At 73.5% G+C, this 19792-nt stretch carries 20 protein-coding genes; 9 read left to right on the top strand and 11 right to left on the bottom strand.

Annotation, left to right across the window (positions count from 1 at the left end; genetic code table 11):
- The 3 genes from GA0070558_RS07535 to GA0070558_RS07525 form a co-directional block, all read right to left on the bottom strand.
- The coding region (locus GA0070558_RS07535) for a helix-turn-helix domain-containing protein (protein ID WP_141722173.1) at positions 1-157 on the bottom strand (157 nt) is incomplete at its 3' end.
- Between the two features lie 87 nt (positions 158-244).
- Positions 245-925 carry a M23 family metallopeptidase gene (locus GA0070558_RS07530; protein WP_091277215.1) on the bottom strand — a complete coding sequence of 227 codons (681 nt, stop codon included), beginning with the start codon at positions 923-925 and terminating at the stop codon, positions 245-247.
- A gap of 330 nt (positions 926-1255) precedes the next feature.
- Entirely contained in the window at positions 1256-1969 is a 714-nt protein-coding gene (locus GA0070558_RS07525) for a M23 family metallopeptidase (RefSeq protein WP_077938368.1), read from the bottom strand.
- Between the two features lie 392 nt (positions 1970-2361).
- Between GA0070558_RS07525 and icmB the strand changes: the two genes are divergently transcribed.
- The 3 genes from icmB to sucD all read left to right on the top strand — a co-directional run bounded on the left by icmB (position 2362) and on the right by sucD (position 5259).
- The gene (gene icmB, locus GA0070558_RS07520; protein WP_043965699.1) at positions 2362-2766 is read left to right on the top strand and encodes a coenzyme B12-dependent isobutyryl CoA mutase small subunit; all 405 of its coding nucleotides are present in this window, start codon (positions 2362-2364) and stop codon (positions 2764-2766) included.
- Between the two features lie 424 nt (positions 2767-3190).
- Positions 3191-4369, top strand: a complete 1179-nt coding sequence (gene sucC, locus GA0070558_RS07515) for an ADP-forming succinate--CoA ligase subunit beta (protein ID WP_043965701.1) — start codon at positions 3191-3193, stop codon at positions 4367-4369.
- 2 nt (positions 4370-4371) lie between these two features.
- Positions 4372-5259 carry a succinate--CoA ligase subunit alpha gene (gene sucD / locus GA0070558_RS07510; RefSeq protein WP_077938369.1) on the top strand — a complete coding sequence of 296 codons (888 nt, stop codon included), beginning with the start codon at positions 4372-4374 and terminating at the stop codon, positions 5257-5259.
- A gap of 85 nt (positions 5260-5344) precedes the next feature.
- On the opposite strand, the gene GA0070558_RS07505 is transcribed toward sucD, so the two are convergent.
- Entirely contained in the window at positions 5345-5608 is a 264-nt protein-coding gene (locus tag GA0070558_RS07505; protein WP_043965704.1) for a hypothetical protein, read from the bottom strand.
- A gap of 159 nt (positions 5609-5767) precedes the next feature.
- Between GA0070558_RS07505 and GA0070558_RS07500 the strand changes: the two genes are divergently transcribed.
- Positions 5768-7048 (top strand): cell division protein PerM, encoded by a 1281-nt coding sequence (locus GA0070558_RS07500; protein WP_091277163.1) that lies wholly within the window; start codon positions 5768-5770, stop codon positions 7046-7048.
- A 126-nt stretch (positions 7049-7174) separates the two neighbouring features.
- Here the strand turns inward: GA0070558_RS07500 and GA0070558_RS07495 are convergent, their stop codons facing one another.
- Together GA0070558_RS07495 and GA0070558_RS07490 are read right to left on the bottom strand one after the other, a co-directional pair.
- Entirely contained in the window at positions 7175-7708 is a 534-nt protein-coding gene (locus GA0070558_RS07495) for a DUF4190 domain-containing protein (RefSeq protein ID WP_077938371.1), read from the bottom strand.
- Positions 7709-7736: 28 nt separating this feature from the next.
- Entirely contained in the window at positions 7737-7991 is a 255-nt protein-coding gene (locus tag GA0070558_RS07490) for a CD225/dispanin family protein (protein WP_228986539.1), read from the bottom strand.
- Positions 7992-8286: 295 nt separating this feature from the next.
- On the opposite strand from GA0070558_RS07490, the gene purN reads away from it, so the two are divergent.
- From purN to mdh, 4 genes are all read left to right on the top strand, one after another.
- Positions 8287-8907, top strand: coding sequence for a phosphoribosylglycinamide formyltransferase (purN, locus tag GA0070558_RS07485; RefSeq protein ID WP_091277159.1), 621 nt, complete (start codon positions 8287-8289; stop codon positions 8905-8907).
- Positions 8904-10475: a bifunctional phosphoribosylaminoimidazolecarboxamide formyltransferase/IMP cyclohydrolase gene (purH, locus tag GA0070558_RS07480; protein WP_091277157.1), complete on the top strand. Its 1572-nt coding sequence runs from the start codon at positions 8904-8906 to the stop codon at positions 10473-10475. The genes purN and purH overlap by 4 nt, the downstream gene beginning before the upstream one ends.
- Before the next feature lie 132 nt (positions 10476-10607).
- Positions 10608-11468: a bifunctional methylenetetrahydrofolate dehydrogenase/methenyltetrahydrofolate cyclohydrolase gene (locus tag GA0070558_RS07475; RefSeq protein WP_043965711.1), complete on the top strand. Its 861-nt coding sequence runs from the start codon at positions 10608-10610 to the stop codon at positions 11466-11468.
- A 200-nt stretch (positions 11469-11668) separates the two neighbouring features.
- Positions 11669-12619, top strand: a complete 951-nt coding sequence (mdh, locus tag GA0070558_RS07470) for a malate dehydrogenase (protein WP_043965712.1) — start codon at positions 11669-11671, stop codon at positions 12617-12619.
- Between the two features lie 95 nt (positions 12620-12714).
- Here the strand turns inward: mdh and GA0070558_RS07465 are convergent, their stop codons facing one another.
- A complete protein-coding gene (locus tag GA0070558_RS07465; RefSeq protein WP_077938377.1) occupies positions 12715-13512 on the bottom strand; it encodes an MBL fold metallo-hydrolase in 798 nt (265 codons plus the stop codon).
- Positions 13513-13648: 136 nt separating this feature from the next.
- Between GA0070558_RS07465 and GA0070558_RS07460 the strand changes: the two genes are divergently transcribed.
- Entirely contained in the window at positions 13649-14866 is a 1218-nt protein-coding gene (locus GA0070558_RS07460) for an NADP-dependent isocitrate dehydrogenase (RefSeq protein WP_077938374.1), read from the top strand.
- 336 nt (positions 14867-15202) lie between these two features.
- Here the strand turns inward: GA0070558_RS07460 and galT are convergent, their stop codons facing one another.
- The 4 genes from galT to GA0070558_RS07440 form a co-directional block, all read right to left on the bottom strand.
- The gene (gene galT / locus GA0070558_RS07455) at positions 15203-16288 is read right to left on the bottom strand and encodes a galactose-1-phosphate uridylyltransferase (RefSeq protein ID WP_077938375.1); all 1086 of its coding nucleotides are present in this window, start codon (positions 16286-16288) and stop codon (positions 15203-15205) included.
- The gene (locus GA0070558_RS07450; protein WP_043965718.1) at positions 16285-17154 is read right to left on the bottom strand and encodes a DeoR/GlpR family DNA-binding transcription regulator; all 870 of its coding nucleotides are present in this window, start codon (positions 17152-17154) and stop codon (positions 16285-16287) included. Before GA0070558_RS07450 ends, galT begins: the two co-directional genes overlap by 4 nt.
- A gap of 206 nt (positions 17155-17360) precedes the next feature.
- A complete protein-coding gene (cysC, locus tag GA0070558_RS07445) occupies positions 17361-18890 on the bottom strand; it encodes an adenylyl-sulfate kinase (RefSeq protein ID WP_043965720.1) in 1530 nt (509 codons plus the stop codon).
- A gap of 97 nt (positions 18891-18987) precedes the next feature.
- Positions 18988-19590, bottom strand: coding sequence for a DM13 domain-containing protein (locus GA0070558_RS07440; protein WP_091277153.1), 603 nt, complete (start codon positions 19588-19590; stop codon positions 18988-18990).
- Positions 19591-19792: the final 202 nt, after the last annotated feature.

Here is a 19792-nt window from a genome sequence, read left to right as displayed (position 1 = left end):
GCTGCGGCGGCGCCGGAGCAGCGTCGCCCGCCAGGTACTTCCGCACCGTCTTGCGATCCAGACCGGTCTCCCGAGCGATCTGTGACAGGCTCAGCCCCGCCTCATGCAGCGCACGGAACCGGCGCAGCTCCAGCCACCGCTCCGACCGCAGAACCATCGCCGCCCTCCGCCCAGCTCATACCGGGCGAAGTCTTACTCATCGGACACCCCGCCGGCCCGTCGCCACGCCGCGACCTGGCCACGTTCATCCGTACCTACCTGGGGACACCAACCCGTACACCGACAGGTGCGGGCCGGTCGAGTCGCCGGTGGAGCCCTCGTAGCCGATGACCTGGCCCGCCTTGACCTTGTCGCCGACGCCGACGGCGGTGCGGCTCTGGTGGGCGTAGTGGGTCAGGTAGCCGTTGCCGTGGTCGACGAAGACGGAGATGCCGTAGCCGTCGCCGACGTCGCCGGCCTTCACGACCGTGCCTGCGGCGGCGGCGTGGATCGGGGTGCCGGCGGGCATGGCGAAGTCGATGCCGGCGTGCAGGGCACCCCCGCGCGGGCCGTAGCAGGAGGTGATCGTCGCCCCCGCCATCGGGATGACCCAGGCGGGTGCGGGCTTGCTGGTCTTCTTCGGCGCGGGCTTCGGGGTCGGCTTGGGCTTCGGCTTGGCGGTGGCCTTCGTCGCCGTCGGGCTGGGGCTGGCGCTCGACGGGCTCGGCGAGACGGTGCTGGGGCTGGCGGCGGGGCTGGCCGACTCACGGGCGGCGCGGTCGGCGCGGGCGGCTGCCTCGGCGCGGGCCGGGGCGTCGACCGCCACGGTGGCGGGGGCCGGGTCGTCGTCGCCGGCGGTGGTGGCGACGGCGGCACCGGCGAGACCGAGCCCGAGCAGGGCGACCGCGCCGACGACCAGGGCCCGGGTGCCGGGCCGGGGGCGCATCCGGTGGCGGGCGGGCGCGTCGGGGGTGCTGCTGTTGCGGATGTTCTCTTCGTGCACGGCGGACCTACACCTTCGAGGGGACGTGGACCTCGAAATACTGGTGTTCGTGCTGGTGAGGAGGCGGGTGGGGGGACTGGGGAACCGGCGTGGGCGCGGGAGGACGGTGTCCGTAGCGTCCCGTGGTCGACCCGCCCGTCCGGATAATTGATCATCAACGATGTGTTGCTGGTCACATCAGGGCCTGTGACGCAGCAGACATTCCGGCGCGGGCGCAACACGAAGAACCGCCCGGATCGGCTGATCCGGGCGGTCAACGGTCGATGCGTAGCGTCAGGAAGCGGCTACGTCGCTGTAGTACAGCTCGATTTGCATCTTGATGTCCACTCCGCGCTCCAGCAGCCACGGCACCGGGTCCAGCGGGTCCCCGTTGACATGGATCTCCAGGTGCAGGTGGGAGCCGTAGGAGTGGCCCGTGTTGCCGACCAGGCCGAGCTGGTCGCCGGCCTTGACCTGCTGCCCCTCCTTGACGCTCACCGCGGAGGAGTGGCCGTAGATGGCCTCGGTGCCGTCGGCGTGCTTGACGATCACCGCGTAGCCGTAGCCGCCGAACCAGCCGGCCTTGGTGACGGTGCCCTCGTGGATGGCCACGTACGGGGTGCCCTCGGGGGCTACCAGGTCGATCCCGGTGTGCAGCTTGCCCCAGCGCATGCCGTAGGGGGAGTTGAAGTCGTAGCCCTGCAGCGGCAGGAGCCAGGTCTCCTGCTCGCCGGCCGCCTTCGTCTCGACCCGGCTGTCGCGGGAGGCCCGGTCGGCGGAGTCCGCGCGGGCCGCCGCGTCCTGGCTGGTGATGGAGGCCTGCTTCAGCTCGTCGAGGACCGACGGGCTGACGCTCTTGGCGTCCGGCAGGGCTCCCGCGCCGATCGCGACGATGCCGGCACCGACGAACGCGGTGGTGACGACGGCGGCGTAGCGGCTCCGCGGCGGGGTGGGTACGCGGCGGCGGCCGCGATATCGATCGGGCTCAGACGACAGGCGCTGGCGCACGCACACCCTCCGTTGTCGGGGTTCCGATGCGGTCGGCCGGCGCTCGTGAAGCGGTGGTGAACGTCGGCTGGCCGCGTCGTCACCCGTCCGTGGACCTGATGACAACCGTGGACACGGTAGCCAACCACCACGCCCGTCACAAGCCAGACGGGGTAATTGGCGTGTCGATCTGTCCGTTTACGTCCTTTATTGTCACGCCTCGTCACTTGGTCATACGTGCCCTCACCTGCCCGTTCGTCGCCCACCGTGACCGCTGTCGCCCGAATGTCCGACCCCCCGCCCCGGACCCCTAGGCTCCTCCTTCGAAGGGCCGGTCGGATTCCCTGCCGACGACCCGCCGGGTTACCGTTCGTTCAGGTGACAGTCGTAGCGCCCTCGAAAGGTGTCCGCTGATGAGCTCTCGTATCCGGGTCGTCGTCGCGAAGCCGGGCCTCGACGGCCACGACCGGGGGGCCAAGGTCGTCGCCCGCGCCCTCCGCGACGCCGGCATGGAGGTCATCTACACCGGCCTGCACCAGACCCCGGAGCAGATCGTCGAGACGGCCATCCAGGAGGACGCCGACGCGGTCGGGCTCTCGGTGCTCTCCGGCGCGCACATGACCCTGTTCCGGCGGGTCGTCGAGCTGCTGGGCGAGCGGGACGCGCAGGACATCGTCGTCTTCGGCGGCGGCATCGTCCCCGACGCCGACATCCCCGAGCTGGAGCAGCTCGGCGTCAAGAAGATCTTCACCCCGGGCGCGACCACGCAGTCGATCGTCGAGTGGGTGCGGGCCAACGTGGCCCAGCCGGTCGCCTGACCCGCGCCCCGGCACCTTTCCCCGGGCAGGGGGGAGGGGCCGGACGCACCCCTCACACGTCCGGCCCCTCTATGCACGATGCCCCGCCGCCACCCCTCGACCGACAGGGCATCGGCCGTCTCCCGTCTTCGCGCTCAGCAGCGCTCCGACACCTGACTCAACGACGCCCTGACCGTGGGGTTACGCCGACCTGGGAACATCGTCTGCGGAATTCCCACGCGCGCTGTTGCGCACCCCGCCGACGGCCGCGATCCCGCTGGTTGTGGAGTAGGGCACACCGCGCACCCGCTCGGTTGCCGCCGGTGCCGACCTCGCTAGGCTGCGCCCAATGGCCTGTTTCAACTGATGACAGGCGTCAAACTGATTCCACAACGCTGGTGGCGGCGCGACGGCGCGCCGCGGAGACGGGACGGGACGCGCAATCGTGGACCTGTACGAGTACCAGGGGCGGGACCTGTTCGAGCGGCACGGCTTGCCCGTGCTGGCCGGCGGCGTCGCCAACACCCCGGAGGAGGCCCGCGCGATCGCCGAACGCCTCGGCGGCCGGGTGGTCGTCAAGGCACAGGTGAAGGTCGGTGGCCGTGGCAAGGCCGGCGGCGTCAAGCTGGCCGAGGGCACGGATGAGACGGTGGCCCGCGCCACCGACATCCTCGGCATGGACATCAAGGGTCACACGGTCCACAAGGTCATGATCACCGTGACGGCGGACGTGGCCGAGGAGTACTACTTCTCCTACCTGCTCGACCGGGCGAACCGCACCTTCCTCTGCATCGCCAGCGTCGCCGGCGGCATGGACATCGAGCAGGTCGCCGCCGACACCCCGGACAAGGTCGTCAAGGCCCCGATCGACGCCGTCAAGGGCGTCGACGAGGCGAAGGCCCGCGAGATCGTCACCGCCGCCGGCTTCCCGGCCGACGTCGCCGACCAGGTCGTCGAGGTCGCCGTGGGCCTGTGGCAGGCGTTCGTCGCCGAGGACGCCACGCTGGTCGAGGTGAACCCGCTGGCCAAGACCGGCGACGGCAAGCTGCTGCTGCTCGACGCGAAGGTCACCCTGGACGAGAACGCCGCGTTCCGGCACCCGGACCACGAGGCGCTCGTCGACCAGGCCGCCGTGGACCCGCTGGAGCAGGCCGCCAAGGAGAAGGACCTCAACTACGTCAAGCTCGACGGCGAGGTCGGCATCATCGGCAACGGCGCGGGCCTGGTCATGTCCACCCTCGACGTCGTGGCCTACGCGGGCGAGCGGCACGGCAACGTCAAGCCGGCCAACTTCCTCGACATCGGCGGCGGCGCGAGCGCCGCGGTGATGGCCAACGGGCTGGAGATCGTCCTGTCCGACCCGTCGGTGCGCAGCGTCTTCGTCAACGTCTTCGGCGGCATCACCGCCTGCGACGAGGTCGCCAACGGCATCGTGCAGGCGCTGGCCCTGCTGGAGCAGCGCGGCGAGAAGGTCACCAAGCCGCTCGTCGTCCGGCTGGACGGCAACAACGCCGAGGCCGGCCGGGCGATCCTCGACGGCGCGAACAACCCGCTGGTGCAGCGGGTCGACACCATGGACGGCGCGGCCGAGCGGGCCGCCGAGCTGGCGGCTGCGGGGGTCTGACAATGGCTATCTGGCTGACCAAGGACTCGAAGGTCATCGTGCAGGGGATGACCGGCTCCGAGGGTTCCAAGCACACCCGGCGGATGCTCGCCGCCGGCACGAACGTCGTCGGCGGCACCAACCCGCGCAAGGCGGGCCAGAGCGTCGACTTCGACGGCACCGCGCTGCCGGTCTTCGCGACCGTCGCCGACGCGATGGCCGAGACCGGCGCCGACGTGACGGTCATCTTCGTCCCGCCGCAGTTCACCAAGGCCGCCGTGATCGAGGCGATCGACGCCGGGATCCCGCTGGCCGTGGTCATCACCGAGGGCGTGCCGGTGCACGACACCGCCGCCTTCTGGGCGTACAACGTGGCCAAGGGCGAGCGCACCCGGATCATCGGGCCGAACTGCCCCGGCATCGCCTCGCCGGGCGCGTCCAACGCCGGCATCATCCCGGCCGACATCACCGGCTCCGGCCGCATCGGCCTGGTCAGCAAGAGCGGCACCCTGACCTACCAGATGATGTACGAGCTGCGCGACATCGGCTTCTCGACCTGCGTCGGCATCGGCGGTGACCCGATCATCGGGACCACCCACATCGACGCCCTGGCCGCGTTCGAGGCCGACCCGGACACCGACGCCATCGTGATGATCGGCGAGATCGGCGGCGACGCCGAGGAGCGGGCCGCCGAGTTCATCAAGTCCCACGTCACCAAGCCGGTGGTCGGCTACATCGCCGGCTTCACCGCGCCCCCCGGCAAGACCATGGGCCACGCCGGCGCGATCATCTCCGGCTCGGCGGGCACCGCCGAGGCGAAGAAGGAGGCGCTGGAGGCCGTCGGCGTGAAGGTCGGCAAGACCCCGACCGAGACCGCCAAGCTCATGCGGGAGATCATGTCCGCCGGCTGACCGCCGCGAGACGCGCCGAGGGGGTCGACCGAGCCGGTCGGCCCCCTCGCGTCGTCACGGTGCCCCATCGTGGCGCAGTGACGGGTCAGTTGTTGTTCCAGAACGGGTAGTTGCCGCTCGCCCGCAGGATCGCGCTGCCGATGATGTTGATCACGCCGAACGCGATGGCGAGGTAACCCAGCACCGGGGACTGGCCGTACCGCTTGGCGTCCCGGATCGACAGGTACCCGAAGATGATCCCCAGGATGCCGCAGCAGAGCAGGCCCAGGATGATGCCGAGCACGCCCCACAGCGTGGTGCGGTCCCGGCCCCCGGCCTGCGCAGGGGGCGGTGGATACGGAGCATTCACGGCTTCCTCCGAGCGGTCCGCGGCCGCGACAGGAATTCGCGTCCTGGGGCCGAGGCTAGACCGGATCGGGGGTGCCAGGTCGGTGGATCACCGAACTTCCGGCCGGTCGGGGGCGGTATCGGACTGCCCGCGACGGCGCGACGTGCCAGAGTAGAGCCGATGTCCTCCGTCACCCCTGACCAGCCCCGCCGCCCGGCCGCCAGGGTCGGCGCCGACGCCCGGCCCGCCGGCCGCGTCCCGGGCCCCCGGGGGCCCGCACCCCGGCCCGGGGAGTCCCCCCGCGGTCGGGCCCCGCTCGCGGTGGCCGCCGGGGTCGCCGCAGCCTGGGCCGCGCTCACCTCCTACCTGCCGGTCGCCCTCGTGCTCGGGCTCGCCCAGCTCACCGAGGACGCCGGCTCCGTCACCGGCGCGCTGCGCGCCGGGCTCGCCGGCTGGCTGCTCGGCCACGGCGTCCCGCTCACCACCGACGCCGGGCCGTTCGGCCTGACCCCGCTCGCGCTGACCGCGCTGGCCGTCTGGCGGCTCACCCGCGCCGGGGTGCACGCCAGCCGGGCCATCGGGGCGCGGGGCGGGGGCTCCCCGCGCCAGGCGCTCACCGCCGCCGGCGCGGTCGGCATCGGGTACGCGCTGCTCGGCGCGCTCGCCGCCGTGCCCGCCGGTGCCGCCCCGGCCCGCGCCGGGGCGACGTTCGCCCTCGTCGGCACGCTCGCGGCCCTGGCCGGGGCGCTGCGGACCACCGCCGTGGCCCGCCTGCTCGCCGCCCGGGCCCCCACGCAGCTCCGGGACGGGGTGCGCACCGGCCTCGTCGCCGGGCTGCTGCTGCTCGGCGCGGGGGCCGGAGCAGCGGGGCTCGCGGTGGCCACCGGGGGCGGCGACGCCGCCGACATGATCGGCGCCTACCGCACCGGGGTGGCCGGGCAGGCCGGGATCACCCTGGTCAGCCTCGCCTACGCGCCGAACGCGACGATCTGGTCGGCCAGCTACCTGCTCGGCCCCGGGTTCGCCGTCGGCGTCGACACCGCCGTCCGCACCAGCGAGGTCTCCGTCGGCGCGCTGCCGGCCGTGCCGCTGCTGGCGGGGCTGCCCAGCGGGCCCGTCGACGGCTACGGTGCGGGCCTGCTCGCCGTGCCCGTCCTGGCCGGCATGGCCGCCGGGTGGTTGCTCGCCCGCCGGCTGCTGCGGATCGCCGCCGAGGACCGCGCCGAGGTGGCCTGGCCGGCGCTGCTCGCCCCGGCGGCGCTGGCCGGCCCGGTCGCCGGGCTGCTGCTCGGCGCGCTCGCGGCGGTCTCCGGCGGCCCGCTCGGCGGCGGCCGGCTGGCCGAGATCGGCCCGGTCGGCTGGCAGGTGGCCGGGGTGGCCGCCGCCGTGATCGCGGCCGGTGCCCTGCTCGGCGCCGCCGCCACCCGCGCGCTGCGCGGGAAAGGAAGGGCCCCCTCTTAACGCATACGGCAGAGAGGGGCGCCCCGCTCACACCTGCGCGAGGCGGGCGGGATGCGTCGAGGGGCGCCCCGGAGAACTCCGGAACGCCCCTCGCATGCCGTGCGACCAGGTGGCCTGGTGCCCGCCTCAGGTGGTGGGCAGGCTCACGTTCCCCACGATGCCGAGGATGAACAGCAGGACGCCGAGCCCGGCGCCGATCGCACCACAGATCAGGCCGGTCTTGGCCTGGCTGCCGTTGCTGGCCAGCCCCTGCGCCGCCTTCTGCTGGCCCAGGTAGCCGGTGACCACGGCGGCGATGCCGACCGGGACGCCCAGGTAGAGGCAGCAGACCAGCGGGATCGACGCGATGCCGAGGATCATCGACACTAGGCCGAGGGTGTTGTTCTGCCCCTGCGGCTGCGGGTAGCCGGCGTTCGGGTAGCCCGGCGCGGCCCCGTAGGGCGGCTGCTGGGCATACGGGTCCTGCCCGTACGGCTGGCCCGAGGTGGGCTGCCCGTACGGCGGCGGGGGCGGCGAGGCGTACGGGTCCTGCCCGTACGGCTGACCCGATGTCGGCTGCTGCCCGTACGGCGCCGGGGGCGGCGGGGCGTACGGGTCGTGGTACTGCGGCTGGTTCGGGTCGTGGGGCTGCTGGCCGTACGGGTCCTGACCGGGCTGCATGCGTCGGTGCTCCTTGCTTCGGGCTGAATCAGTAGCTGCTGGTGCTGCTGGCTCCACCCATGATCCCGGCAAGACCACCCAGCGCGCAGCACACGAGGACGATCACGAGCCAGACGATGCCGACGATCAGGGCCCACTTGGACCACTTCTTCGACTCGGCCGCCGCCGCCTGCGCCCCCGCGTAGTCACCCTGCTGGATCAGCGGGTTGACCTTCGACGCGTTGATGATGGCGGGGATGGCCAGCGGCCAGAAGAGGAAGATGGCCACGATGGACATCGTCATGTTGTTATTGATCTGTTGCGGTTGGGGGGACTGGTAACCGGGCTGCATCCTGGGTGCTCCTCATTCCGTCGACACACCGCGCGTGTCGCGTCACTGACAGGTGCGGGACCCGGCCTGCGCCGGGCACCGAGCGACCGGCAGCGTACAGGGTCCGGGCGACAGGAAGTGTCACCGATTTCGGCCCGGACCTGGGCACCCCGCGGGTTGCTGTGCGGCCCCGGGCCGTCTGCCCCGCGCGGCCCCGACCTGGCCGCCCGCCCGGGGGTGGGCCCGACCTGCCCGATAGGGTGGCCGCGTGACCGAGCCCGCGTCCGTCGCCCGCATCGTCGTCCTCGTCTCCGGCTCCGGGAGCAACCTCCAGGCGCTGCTCGACGCCGCCGCCGACCCCGCGTACGGTGCCCGGGTCGTCGCCGTGGGCGCGGACCGCGACGGGATCGCGGGCCTGGACCGGGCTGCCGCCGCCGGGGTGCCGACCTTCGTCGAGCGGGTGAAGGACCACCCCACCCGGGCGGCCTGGGACGTCGCGCTGACCAGGCAGGTCGCCGCGCACCGCCCCGACCTGGTGGTCTCCGCCGGCTTCCTCAAGCTGGTCGGCCCGGAGTTCCTCGCCGCGTTCGGCGACCGCTACCTCAACACCCACAACACGCTGCTGCCGGCGTTCCCCGGCATCCACGGCCCCCGCGACGCCCTCGCCTACGGCGTGAAGATCACCGGGGCCACCCTCTTCTTCGTCGACGCCGGCATGGACACCGGGCCGATCGTGGCCCAGGTCGCCGTCCCCGTGTGCGACGACGACGACGAGGAGACGCTCACCGAGCGCATCAAGTCCGCCGAGCGGCGTCAGCTCGTCGAGCAGGTCGGTCGGCTGGTCCGCGAAGGTTGGACGATCACCGGAAGAAAGGTCACGGTCCCGTGAGTTCCAGTCAGGACGAGCGCCGCCCGATCCGGCGGGCGCTGGTCAGCGTCTACGACAAGAGCGGCCTGGTCGAGTTGGCCCAGGCCCTGCACGCGGCCGGCGTGGAAATCGTCTCGACCGGCAGCACCGCGTCGACCGTCGCCGCCGCCGGGGTGCCGGTGACCCCGGTGGAGTCGGTGACCGGCTTCCCCGAGATCCTCGACGGCCGGGTCAAGACCCTGCACCCGCTGATCCACGGCGGGCTCCTGGCCGACCTGCGCAAGCCCGCGCACGCCGCCCAGCTCGACGAGCACGGCATCGCCGGCATCGACCTGCTGGTGTCGAACCTCTACCCGTTCCAGGACACGGTCGCCTCCGGCGCCGACGTCGAGGAGTGCGTGGAGCAGATCGACATCGGCGGGCCGGCGATGGTGCGCGCCGCCGCCAAGAACCACGCGTCCGTCGCGGTGGTCACCGACCCGGCCGCGTACCCGGAGCTGGTGGCCGCCCTCGGCGCGGGCGGGTTCACCCTGGCCCAGCGCCGGGTGCTGGCGGCCCGCGCGTTCGCCGCCATCGCCGAGTACGACGTGGCCGTGGCGCAGTGGTGCGCGGCCACGCTCGCCCCCGACGCCGCCGGGTGGCCGGAGTTCGCCGGGCTGTCGCTGCGCCGCTCGGCGGTGCTGCGCTACGGCGAGAACCCGCACCAGGCCGCCGCCCTCTACGCCGACCCGGCCAGCCCCGCCGGCCTGGCGCAGGCGGAGCAGCTGCACGGCAAGGAGATGTCCTACAACAACTACGTCGACGCGGACGCCGCGTGGCGGGCGGCGAACGACTTCGCCGACCGGCCGGCCGTGGCGATCATCAAGCACGCCAACCCGTGCGGGATCGCCGTCGGGGCCGACGTCGCCGACGCGCACCGCAAGGCGCACGCGTGCGACCCGGTCTCGGCGTACGGCGGCGTGATCGCCGTCAACCGGCCGGTGACCGCCGAGCTGGCCCGGCAGGTCGCCGAGGTGTTCACCGAGGTGCTGGTGGCGCCGGGCTTCGACGAGGACGCGCTCGAGCTGCTGCGGGCGAAGAAGAACCTGCGGCTGCTGCGCGCCCCGGCGTACGCCCCGCTGCCAGCGGAGTGGCGGCAGGTCACCGGCGGGATGCTGGTGCAGACGCGCGACGCCGTCGACGCCGACGGCGACGACCCGGCCAACTGGCGGCTCGCCACCGGCGAGGCGGCCGACGAGGCGACCCTGCGCGACCTGGCGTTCGCCTGGCGGGCCGTGCGCGCGGTGAAGAGCAACGCGATCCTGCTGGCGAAGGACGGCGCGACCGTCGGCGTCGGCATGGGCCAGGTCAACCGGGTCGACTCGGCGCAGCTCGCCGTCACCCGGGCCGGTGCCGACCGGGCGGCCGGCTCGGTCTGCGCCTCGGACGCGTTCTTCCCGTTCGCCGACGGCGCGCAGGTCCTCATCGCGGCCGGGGTGAAGGCGATCGTCCAGCCGGGCGGCTCGATCCGCGACGAAGAGGTCGCCGCCGCCTGCAAGGAGGCCGGCGTCACGCTCTACCTCACCGGCACCCGCCACTTCTTCCACTGACCCCGCCAGCTCGACCCGCCGATCCTGGTGGGTCGAGCCGCTGATGCCGCCGCCGCGCCCCGCCCCGCTGCCTCGACCGGCCCGCCCCGGGTCCGCAGGCAGCGGGGCGGGCGGACGTGAGACGATCTGGGCGTGACGGCGACGATCCTGGACGGCAAGGCGACCGCGGCGGAGATCAAGGACGAGCTGCGGGCGCGGGTGAAGGCACTGGCGGAGCGGGGCGTCGTCCCCGGGCTGGGCACGGTCCTGGTCGGGGCCGATCCGGGCTCCCAGGCGTACGTCAACGGCAAGCACCGCGACTGCGCCGAGGTGGGGATCGCCTCGATCCGCCGCGAGCTGCCCGCCGACGCCACCCAGCAGCAGGTCGACGACGTCCTCGCCGAGCTGAACGCCGACCCGGCCTGCCACGGCTACATCGTGCAGCTGCCGCTGCCCGGTCACCTGGACACCCAGCGGGCGCTGGAGATGATCGACCCCGACAAGGACGCCGACGGCCTGCACCCGGTCAACCTCGGCCGGCTGGTCCTCGGCTACGACGGCCCGCTGCCCTGCACCCCGCGCGGCATCGTCGAGCTGCTCCGCCGGCACGACGTGCCGCTGCGCGGCGCGAACGTCGCCGTCGTGGGCCGGGGCAACACCGTCGGCCGTCCGCTGGGCTTGCTGCTGACCCGGCGCAGTGAGAACGCCACGGTCACCCTCTGCCACACCGGCACGCTCGACCTCGCCGGCCACACCCGCGCGGCCGAGATCGTGATCGTCGCGGCCGGGGTGCCGGGCCTGCTCACCGCCGACATGGTCACCCCCGGCGCGACGGTGGTCGACGTCGGCATCACCCGGGTGATCGGGGCGGACGGCAAGGGCCGCTACACCGGCGACGTCGACCCCGAGGTCGCCGAGGTGGCCGGCAAGGTGGTCCCGATGCCCGGCGGCGTCGGCCCGATGACGCGCGCCATGCTGCTGACCAACGTCGTCGAGCGGGCCGAGCGCGGCTGAGCCCCCGCCGGTCCGGCGCGGCCGGGTCGTCCCGCCCTGCCGGGCCGGGCGCGGCTGAGCCCGACCCGGCAGTCGCCGGGGCGAACCCGGCGACGGTGACGTTCGCCCCATCCCGCCGATGGCCGCCGCCCCTGGCCGGTGGGCTGCCAGGATGACTGATACGGTCCGGAAAACGACTGGTAACAGGGAGTGGGACGACCATGGGTAAGAAGGTCACTGTCGTCGGGGCCGGCTTCTACGGCTCCACCACCGCGCAGCGCCTGGCCGAGTACGACGTCTTCGACACCGTCGTGATCACCGACATCGTGGAGGGCAAGCCCGCCGGCCTGGCCCTGGACCTCAACCAGTCGCGGGCCGTCGAGGGCTTCGAGACCAAGGTCGTCGGCGTCACCACCGGCCCGAACGGCGAGGGCTACGAGGCCATCGAGGGCTCGGACGTCGTGGTGATCACCGCCGGCCTCCCGCGCAAGCCGGGCATGAGCCGGATGGACCTGCTGGAGACGAACGCCAAGATCGTCCGCCAGGTCTCCGAGAACGTCGCCAAGTACGCCCCGAACGCCGTCGTCATCGTCGTGTCGAACCCGCTCGACGAGATGACCGCGCTGGCCCAGCTCGCCACCCAGTTCCCCAAGAACCGGGTGCTCGGCCAGGCCGGCATGCTCGACACCGCCCGGTTCACCAACTTCGTCGCCGAGGCGCTCGGCGTGCCGGTGCGGTCGGTGAAGACGCTGACCCTGGGCTCGCACGGCGACACCATGGTCCCGGTGCCGTCGCAGAGCACCGTCGACGGCAAGCCGCTGCGCGAGGCCATGCCGGCCGAGCAGATCGAGGAGTTGGTCGTCAAGACCCGCAACGGCGGCGCCGAGGTGGTCGCGCTGCTGAAGACCGGCTCGGCCTACTACGCCCCGTCGGCCGCCGCCGCCCGGATGGCCAAGGCCGTCGCGGAGGACTCCGGCGAGGTCATGCCGGTCTGCGCCTGGGTCGACGGCGAGTACGGCATCTCCGGCGTCTACCTGGGCGTCGAGGCCCAGATCGGCGCCGAGGGCGTCAAGCGGGTCGTCGAGACCGACCTCGACGCCGACGAGCTGGCCAGCCTCAAGGAGGCCGCCGAGGCCGTCCGCGCGAAGCAGGCCGACGTCGCCAGCATGTGAGTGGTGCGGAAGGGGCGGGCCGGCGACGCCGGGCCCGCCCCTTCGCCGTTTCCGCCGCCCGTCCGAGCGGCCGGGATGTGGCAGGGCCGCCGCGCTCAGAGCGCCACGAACGGCTCGCCCAGGTGCGGCGTGGCCAGGGCCGCCGGGCCCCGCGCGGCCAGGTCGCGCAGCAGCGCCGCCCGCGAGGCGCGCGCCGTCTCCGGCTGCTCCTCGTGGGCGTACGCCAGGTCGGGGTCGACGAGCTGGACCGCGTGCACCAGCAGGTCGCCCGTGACCAGCAGCCGCTCGTCGCCGGAGTCCACCAGCACCGACTGGTGGCCGGGGGTGTGCCCGGGCGTGCTCAGCACGCGTACCCCCGGGGTGAGCGGGGTGTCGCCGTCGAGGACCCGGAGCTGGCCGGCGGCGCGTAACGGCGCGACCAGGCCGGCCTCCAGCCCGGGGTTGAGCGAGGCGAGGGCGGCCAGCTCGGCGCGCTGGACGAGGTAGTCGGCGTTGCGGAACCAGGGGGTGCCGACGACGGCCCAGCCGACGTGGTCGGTGTGCAGGTGGGTCAGCACCACCGTGCGGACGTCGGCCGGGTCGATGCCGGCGGCGGCCAGCTCGGCGGGCAGCCGGCCGGGCACCGGGGCCCAGCTCGCGGCGGGCGCGTCGGCCGGGCCGATGCCGGCGTCGACCAGGGTGACCGGGCCGTCCCCGGCACGCAGGGCGAAGCAGCGGAACGGCAGCCACCAGCGGCCGTCGTCGGTGACCGTGGCCGGGTCGCGCCGGTCGGCGGCGGCCCACTGCTCGGCCGTGGCGGCCGGGAACGCCTCCCCGCGCGGCTGGAAGAACGGCCCCTCCCCGTCGGTCAGGGCGGTGACCGTGATAGACCCGAGGGTGCGGCGCGGCGGCATCCGGTGATCGTGCCAGCCGTCGGTTGTGCCGTGCATCCCGTTTTCCCCGGCCAGCGCGGGCCGGCTGGGGACTGCGAGCCGGTTTCCAGTACGCTCGTACTGTTGAGCACGTGTCCCCCGAGAGGAGCGCCGGTCGATGGCGAAGATCAAGGTAAACAACCCGGTCGTTGAGCTCGACGGCGACGAGATGACCCGGATCATCTGGAAGCAGATCCGGGAGCAGCTGATCCTGCCCTACCTCGACGTCGACCTGCACTACTACGACCTCTCGATCCAGTACCGCGACTCCACCGACGACCAGGTCACCATCGACGCCGCCAACGCCATCAAGGAGCACGGCGTCGGCGTCAAGTGCGCCACCATCACCCCGGACGAGGCCCGGGTGGAGGAGTTCGGCCTCAAGAAGATGTGGCGGTCGCCGAACGGCACCATCCGCAACATCCTCGGCGGCGTCGTCTTCCGCGAGCCGATCATCATGTCGAACGTGCCGCGGCTCGTCCCGGGCTGGACCAAGCCGATCATCATCGGCCGGCACGCCCACGGCGACCAGTACAAGGCCACCGACTTCGTCGTCCCCGGCCCGGGCACGGTGACCATCACCTACACCCCGGCCGACGGCTCCGCCCCGGTCGAGATGGAGGTCGCCAACTTCCCCGGCGGCGGCGTCACCATGGGCATGTACAACTTCGACGACTCGATCCGCGACTTCGCCCGCGCCTCCATGCGCTACGGCCTGGACCGCGGCTACCCGGTCTACCTGTCGACGAAGAACACCATCCTCAAGGCGTACGACGGCCGGTTCAAGGACATCTTCGCCGAGGTGTTCGAGAACGAGTTCAAGGCCGAATTCGAGGCCGCCGGCATCACCTACGAGCACCGGCTCATCGACGACATGGTGGCCGCCGCGCTCAAGTGGGAGGGCGGCTTCGTCTGGGCCTGCAAGAACTACGACGGTGACGTGCAGTCCGACACCGTGGCGCAGGGCTTCGGCTCGCTGGGCCTGATGACCTCGGTCCTGATGACCCCGGACGGCCGCACCGTCGAGGCGGAGGCCGCGCACGGCACGGTGACCCGGCACTACCGGCAGTACCAGAAGGGCGAGAAGACCTCGACCAACCCGATCGCCTCGATCTACGCCTGGACCCGGGGCCTGGCCCACCGGGGCAAGCTGGACGGCACCCCGGCGGTCAGCGAGTTCGCCAACACGCTGGAGCAGGTCATCATCGACACCGTCGAGGGCGGCCAGATGACCAAGGACCTCGCGTTGCTGATCTCGCGCGACGCCCCGTGGCTGACCACCGACGAGTTCATGAACGCGCTGGACGAGAACCTGGCGCGTCGGCTCGCCGCCTGATCGCACCGCCGTACCGCCGAAGCCCGCCGGCCGCCCGCCGGCGGGCTTCGGCGCGTCCCCGGCCGTCGCGCCGTCACCCCGGGTGAGGTGGCTCGTTGTGCAGGATGGACGTGGTGCCAGTCGCGTCCAGGGAGGTTGACCGCGGTCGCCGCGCGGCACGAGTGCCGATGAGCCAGCCTCCCCGGCTGTCGCACACAGCCAGCCGTCCCTTCCCTGCGGGGGGCCCGTCCCGGGCCCCCCGCGCCCTGTTGCGCTGCGCCCGCCTGCCCCGCCTGCCCCGCCTGCCCCGCCTGTTACCGCCTGTGTTAGCAGGGGGCCCCTGCTATACAGGAAGCGTTAACAGGGGGCCCCTCCTTTCAGCAGGGCGGCGGCGCGCTCCGGGGCGATGTCGTTGATGAACACCCCCATGCCCGACTCCGAGCCGGCCAGATACTTCAGCTTGTCCGTCGCCCGCCGGATGCTGAACAGCTGCAGGTGCAGGTGCCCCAGCTCGCGGTCGATCCGCACCGGCGCCTGGTGCCAGGCCGCGATGTACGGCATCGGCATGTCGAACAGGGCGTCGAAGCGGCGCAGCAGGTCCAGGTAGAGCGGGCCGAACGCGTCCCGCTCGGCGTCGGTCAGGGCGGGGATGTCCGGCACCGGCCGGTGCGGCGCGACGTGCACCTCGAACGGCCAGCGGGCCGCCGCCGGCACGTACGCCGTCCAGTGCTCGTTGGCCGCCACCACCCGCGTGCCGGCGGCGCGCTCGGCGGCGAGCACGTCGGCGTAGAGGTTGCCGCCGCCGGTGCGCTCGGCGTGGCGGCGGGCCGCGCCGAGCATCGCCCGGGTGCGCGGCGTGACGAACGGGTACGCGTAGATCTGGCCGTGCGGGTGGTGCAGGGTCACCCCGATCTCCACGCCCCGGTTCTCGAAGCAGAAGATCTGCTCCACCCCGGGCAGCTCGGCCAGCGCCGCCGTGCGGTCGGCGAGGGCGTCGAGGACCGTGCGCACCCGGGCCGGCGGCAGGCCGGCGAACGAGGTGTGGTGGTCGTCGGTGAAGCAGACCACCTCGCACCGCCCCTGGCCCGGCCGGACCGGGGTGAACGGGGTGATCTCCGCCGGTTCGGAGGCGATGCGCTGGCTCAGCGACGGGAACCGGTTCTCGAAGACGGCCACGTCGTAGTCCGGGGCCGGGATCTCGCTGAGCCGGTCGCCCCGGGACGGGCAGAGCGGGCACTGGTCGGCCGGGGGGAGGAAGATCCGGCTCTGCCGGTGCACGGCGACCGCCACCCACTCGTCGGTGAGCGGGTCGTACCGCAGCTGGGACGCGGGCGGCGGCGGCGGAAGCTCGCGCCGGTCCGGCTGGTCGCGGACCGCGTCGTCCCGCTCGTCGAAGTAGATCAGCTCCCGGCCGTCGGCCAGCTCGATCGTCGTACGCTTCACTCCGCCGTTCCCTCCCTCGTCGGCGCGGCCACGCGGCCGGGGCCACGATCCGGGGCCGGCGTCCGACCCGGCGCCGATCTGCTCGTCGTCCCCGCCCCCGCGACCAGGACCAGCTCGCCGACCCGCTCGTCGAGCACCTGTCGGGCCTGCGGGTCGAGCCGGTCGTCGGTGACCAGCACGTCGGCGGCGGACAGCTCGACGATCGAGGAGATGCCGACGGTGCCCCACTTGGTGTGGTCCGCGAGCACGACCAGCCGGTCGGCGGCGGCCACCAGGGCCCGGTCGGTCTCGGCCTCCATCAGGTTGGGGGTGGTGAAGCCGGCCCGCTCGCTGATCCCGTGCACGCCGAGGAAGAGCAGGTCCAGGTGCAGCGACCGGATCGCCGCGACCGCGAGGGGCCCGACCAGCGCGTCGGACGGCGTCCGCACCCCGCCGGTGAGCACCACGGTCTGGTCGGTGCGGTCCCCGGCGTGCAGGATCTCGGCGACCGGCAGAGAATTGGTCACCACGGTCAGCCCCGGCACGTCGACCAGCCGGCGGGCCAGCTCGGCCGTGGTGGTGCCGGCGGAGAGGGCGACCGCCGCGCCGGGACGCACCAGCTCGGCGGCGCGGGCGGCGATGGCCGCCTTCTCCGGCAGTTGGCGCACCGACTTCGCGTGGAAGCCCGGCTCGTGGGTGGAGCCGGGGCCGGTCGTGGTGGCGCCGCCGTGCACCTTGGCCAGCACGCCCTGCTCGTGCAGCGTGTCCAGGTCACGCCGGATCGTCATGTCGGAGACGCCGAACTCGGCGGCCAGTTCGGTCACCCGGACGCCGCCGGTGGCCCGGACGCGCTCCAGGATGGCCGCCTGCCGTTGCCGCGCCAGCATTCCGCACCTCCGGTTCCCGCGCCCACTTCTCACGTGGTCGCACGCGTTCCAACAAAGGTGAACACTAGCGCGGCGGGTGGCCGTTGCGGAAGCGGAGCCGTAGGGGGGCGGTGGGCACCGACACGTGCCCGGCGCACACGCACCGCCGCCCGGCCCCTCGACGGAGAGGAGGACCGGGCGGCGGCAACGGGTCGGGAGGCGGCGGGTCAGGTGGACTGGAGGCGCGGCTCCACCCAGCCGGTCTCGGTCAGGTGGTGCATCACCGCCTGCACCGCCTCGTCGATCGACATCCCGGTGGTGTCGACCACGACGTCGGCGTCCGTGGGCACCTCGTACGGGTCGTCGATGCCCGTCATGCCCGTGAGCAGGCCGGCCCGGGCGCGGGCGTACAGGCCCTTGCGGTCACGCTGCTCGCACACCTCGATCGGGGTCGCCACGTGCACCAGCACGAAACCGGCCCCGGCCGCGTGCGCCATCTCCCGGGCCGTGGTCCGCGCCGCCGCGTACGGGGCGATCGGGCAGCAGATGCCGACCCCCCGGTGCCGGGCGATCTCGGCCGCCACCCAGCCGATCCGCCGGACGTTCAGGTCCCGGTCGGCCTTGCTGAAGGTCAGCCCGGCGGACAGTTCCCGGCGCACCACGTCGCCGTCGAGCAGGGTCACCGTGCGGTCGCCGCCCTCGCGCAGCACGTCCGCCAGGCCCCGGGCGATGGTCGACTTGCCGGAGCCGGAGAAGCCGGTGAGGAACACCACGAGCCCCCGGTGCCGCCGGGGCGGCCGGGCCCGCACCAGTTCCTTCGCCACGGCCGGCGGCGTGTGCCACTCGGGCAGCGGGAAGCCCCGGTCGAGCAGGTCGTCGATCTCCGCCTGGCTGAGCGCCAGCCGCCGGTTGCGCGGCGGGATGTCCTCCCGCCAGCGCCACTGCCCGTCCCGGTTGTCGTAGGCCAGCTCGCGGGGCACCAGCACCCGCAGCCCCGCGCCGGAGAGCATCTCGCCGGTGGAGAGCAGGTGGGTCACCCCGTACGCGGCGGCGACCCGGGCCTGGAGCAGGGCGTCGCTGATCTCGTCCCGGCGGCGGGCCAGCGGCACCGCGACCAGGGTCGCCGGGGGCATCCGGTCCCGGGCGGCGAAGACCGCCCGCACCAGCGACTCGGAGGGCAGCCCGTTGATCGGCCCCTCGCCGACCGGGATCATCACCAGCAGGTGCGCGCCCAGCGTGCGGGCCGCGTGGGCGATCTGCGCGAGCTGCGGGCGGTGCAGCGGGCGGTCGGCGAGCACCCCCAGCACCCGGCCCGGGGGCAGCAGCGCCCGGATCTCCTCCGGGCTGCGGCGCAGCCGCTGGAACGGGCCGTGGCCGCCGTCGCCGAGCCGGCGCACCGTGCCGCCCACCCCGGCGACGCCCTCGCGGGCCGACCACACGTCGGTCACCTCCAGCGAGGCCACCGGGGCGCCCTCGCCGTCGGACAGCACCAGCACCCGGCGGGCCGGATCGGCCGGATCCAGACCGTCGGCGACCGCCGCCGGCACCTGGAGGGCCACCGGCACCTGCCACGGTGCCCCGTCCGCGAGCCGGCCCCGCCGGCTCACCGAGGCCAGATCCGCCCGGGTCATGAAGCCGGTCAGGGGCGCGTACGCCCCCGAGACCAGCAACTCGAGATCGGCCAGCTCCCCGGGCCGCGGCGTGTACGCCGGCGCGTCCCGAAGCACCTCGTCGGGCAGCACCCACCCGTTGCTCATCGCACCCCCAACTTTCGGCCGGCTCACAGTTTCTCAGCCCGTCGCCGATCGGTCGAGAGTGCCATTCCCATCACTAGGGGTTGATCCCCGCCACGGATCAGGCGGCGGCCCGCAGCGGAGCCGCGCCGAACGAGACCGAAAACCGCTTGCACCAGATCGAGACGCTGGTCAGGGCGGTCAGGTCGGTGCCCGCCGGGATGTCGTACGCCTGGTCGCCCCGGTTTCCCTTCAGCCGGCCCAACTCCACCCGACGACCGTCGTCGAAGACCCGCCAGCCGGCGACCCCCTCGCGCACCGGCTGATCGGTGAGCCAGACCCGGAGGTCCGGCCCGTTGCTGGTGTCCAGCCCGACGAGTTCCAGGCGGTGCCGCCCGTCGGCGGTCCGGACGATCCGGGCGCTGCCCGACGTGTCGTGCTCGTGGGTGACGAAGTCGCCCCGGCTCACCAGCGTGGGCCCGGCGGGGGTGGGCGCGGCGGCCGGGCTGCCGGCGGAACCGGGGCCGGTCGTGGGCGTGCCGGCGGGACCCGGCGCGGCCGGGGCGGTGGTGGCCGCCACGGCCGACAGCGTCTCGTCGACCTCGGTGTCGGTGTCGGTGACCAGCTTCCAGGGCTGGAACCAGGCCAGGCCGGCGGCGGCCCCGGCGGCGACCACGGCGACCGCGATCCAGGTCAGCGGCTTGTGCAGCAGGCGGGCGATCACTTGTGCAGCAGGCGGGCGATCATGCGTCCAGTCTCGCCCGGCCCGCGCCCGGCGGCACCGGTCGCGCCGGTTACGGAAGCCTTACCGGTGCGTCGGCCGCCCGTCACCTGTCGTCCATAGCCCGTCCACAGGTCGTTCATACGCCGTTCGCATGCCCGACCGGTTGGCTGCCCTTCGACCGATCCGCGCAGACAGAGGCGAT

Source organism: Micromonospora haikouensis, assembly GCF_900091595.1.
Classification (GTDB): domain Bacteria; phylum Actinomycetota; class Actinomycetes; order Mycobacteriales; family Micromonosporaceae; genus Micromonospora; species Micromonospora haikouensis.
This window is presented reverse-complemented; position numbering and strand designations above follow the sequence as displayed.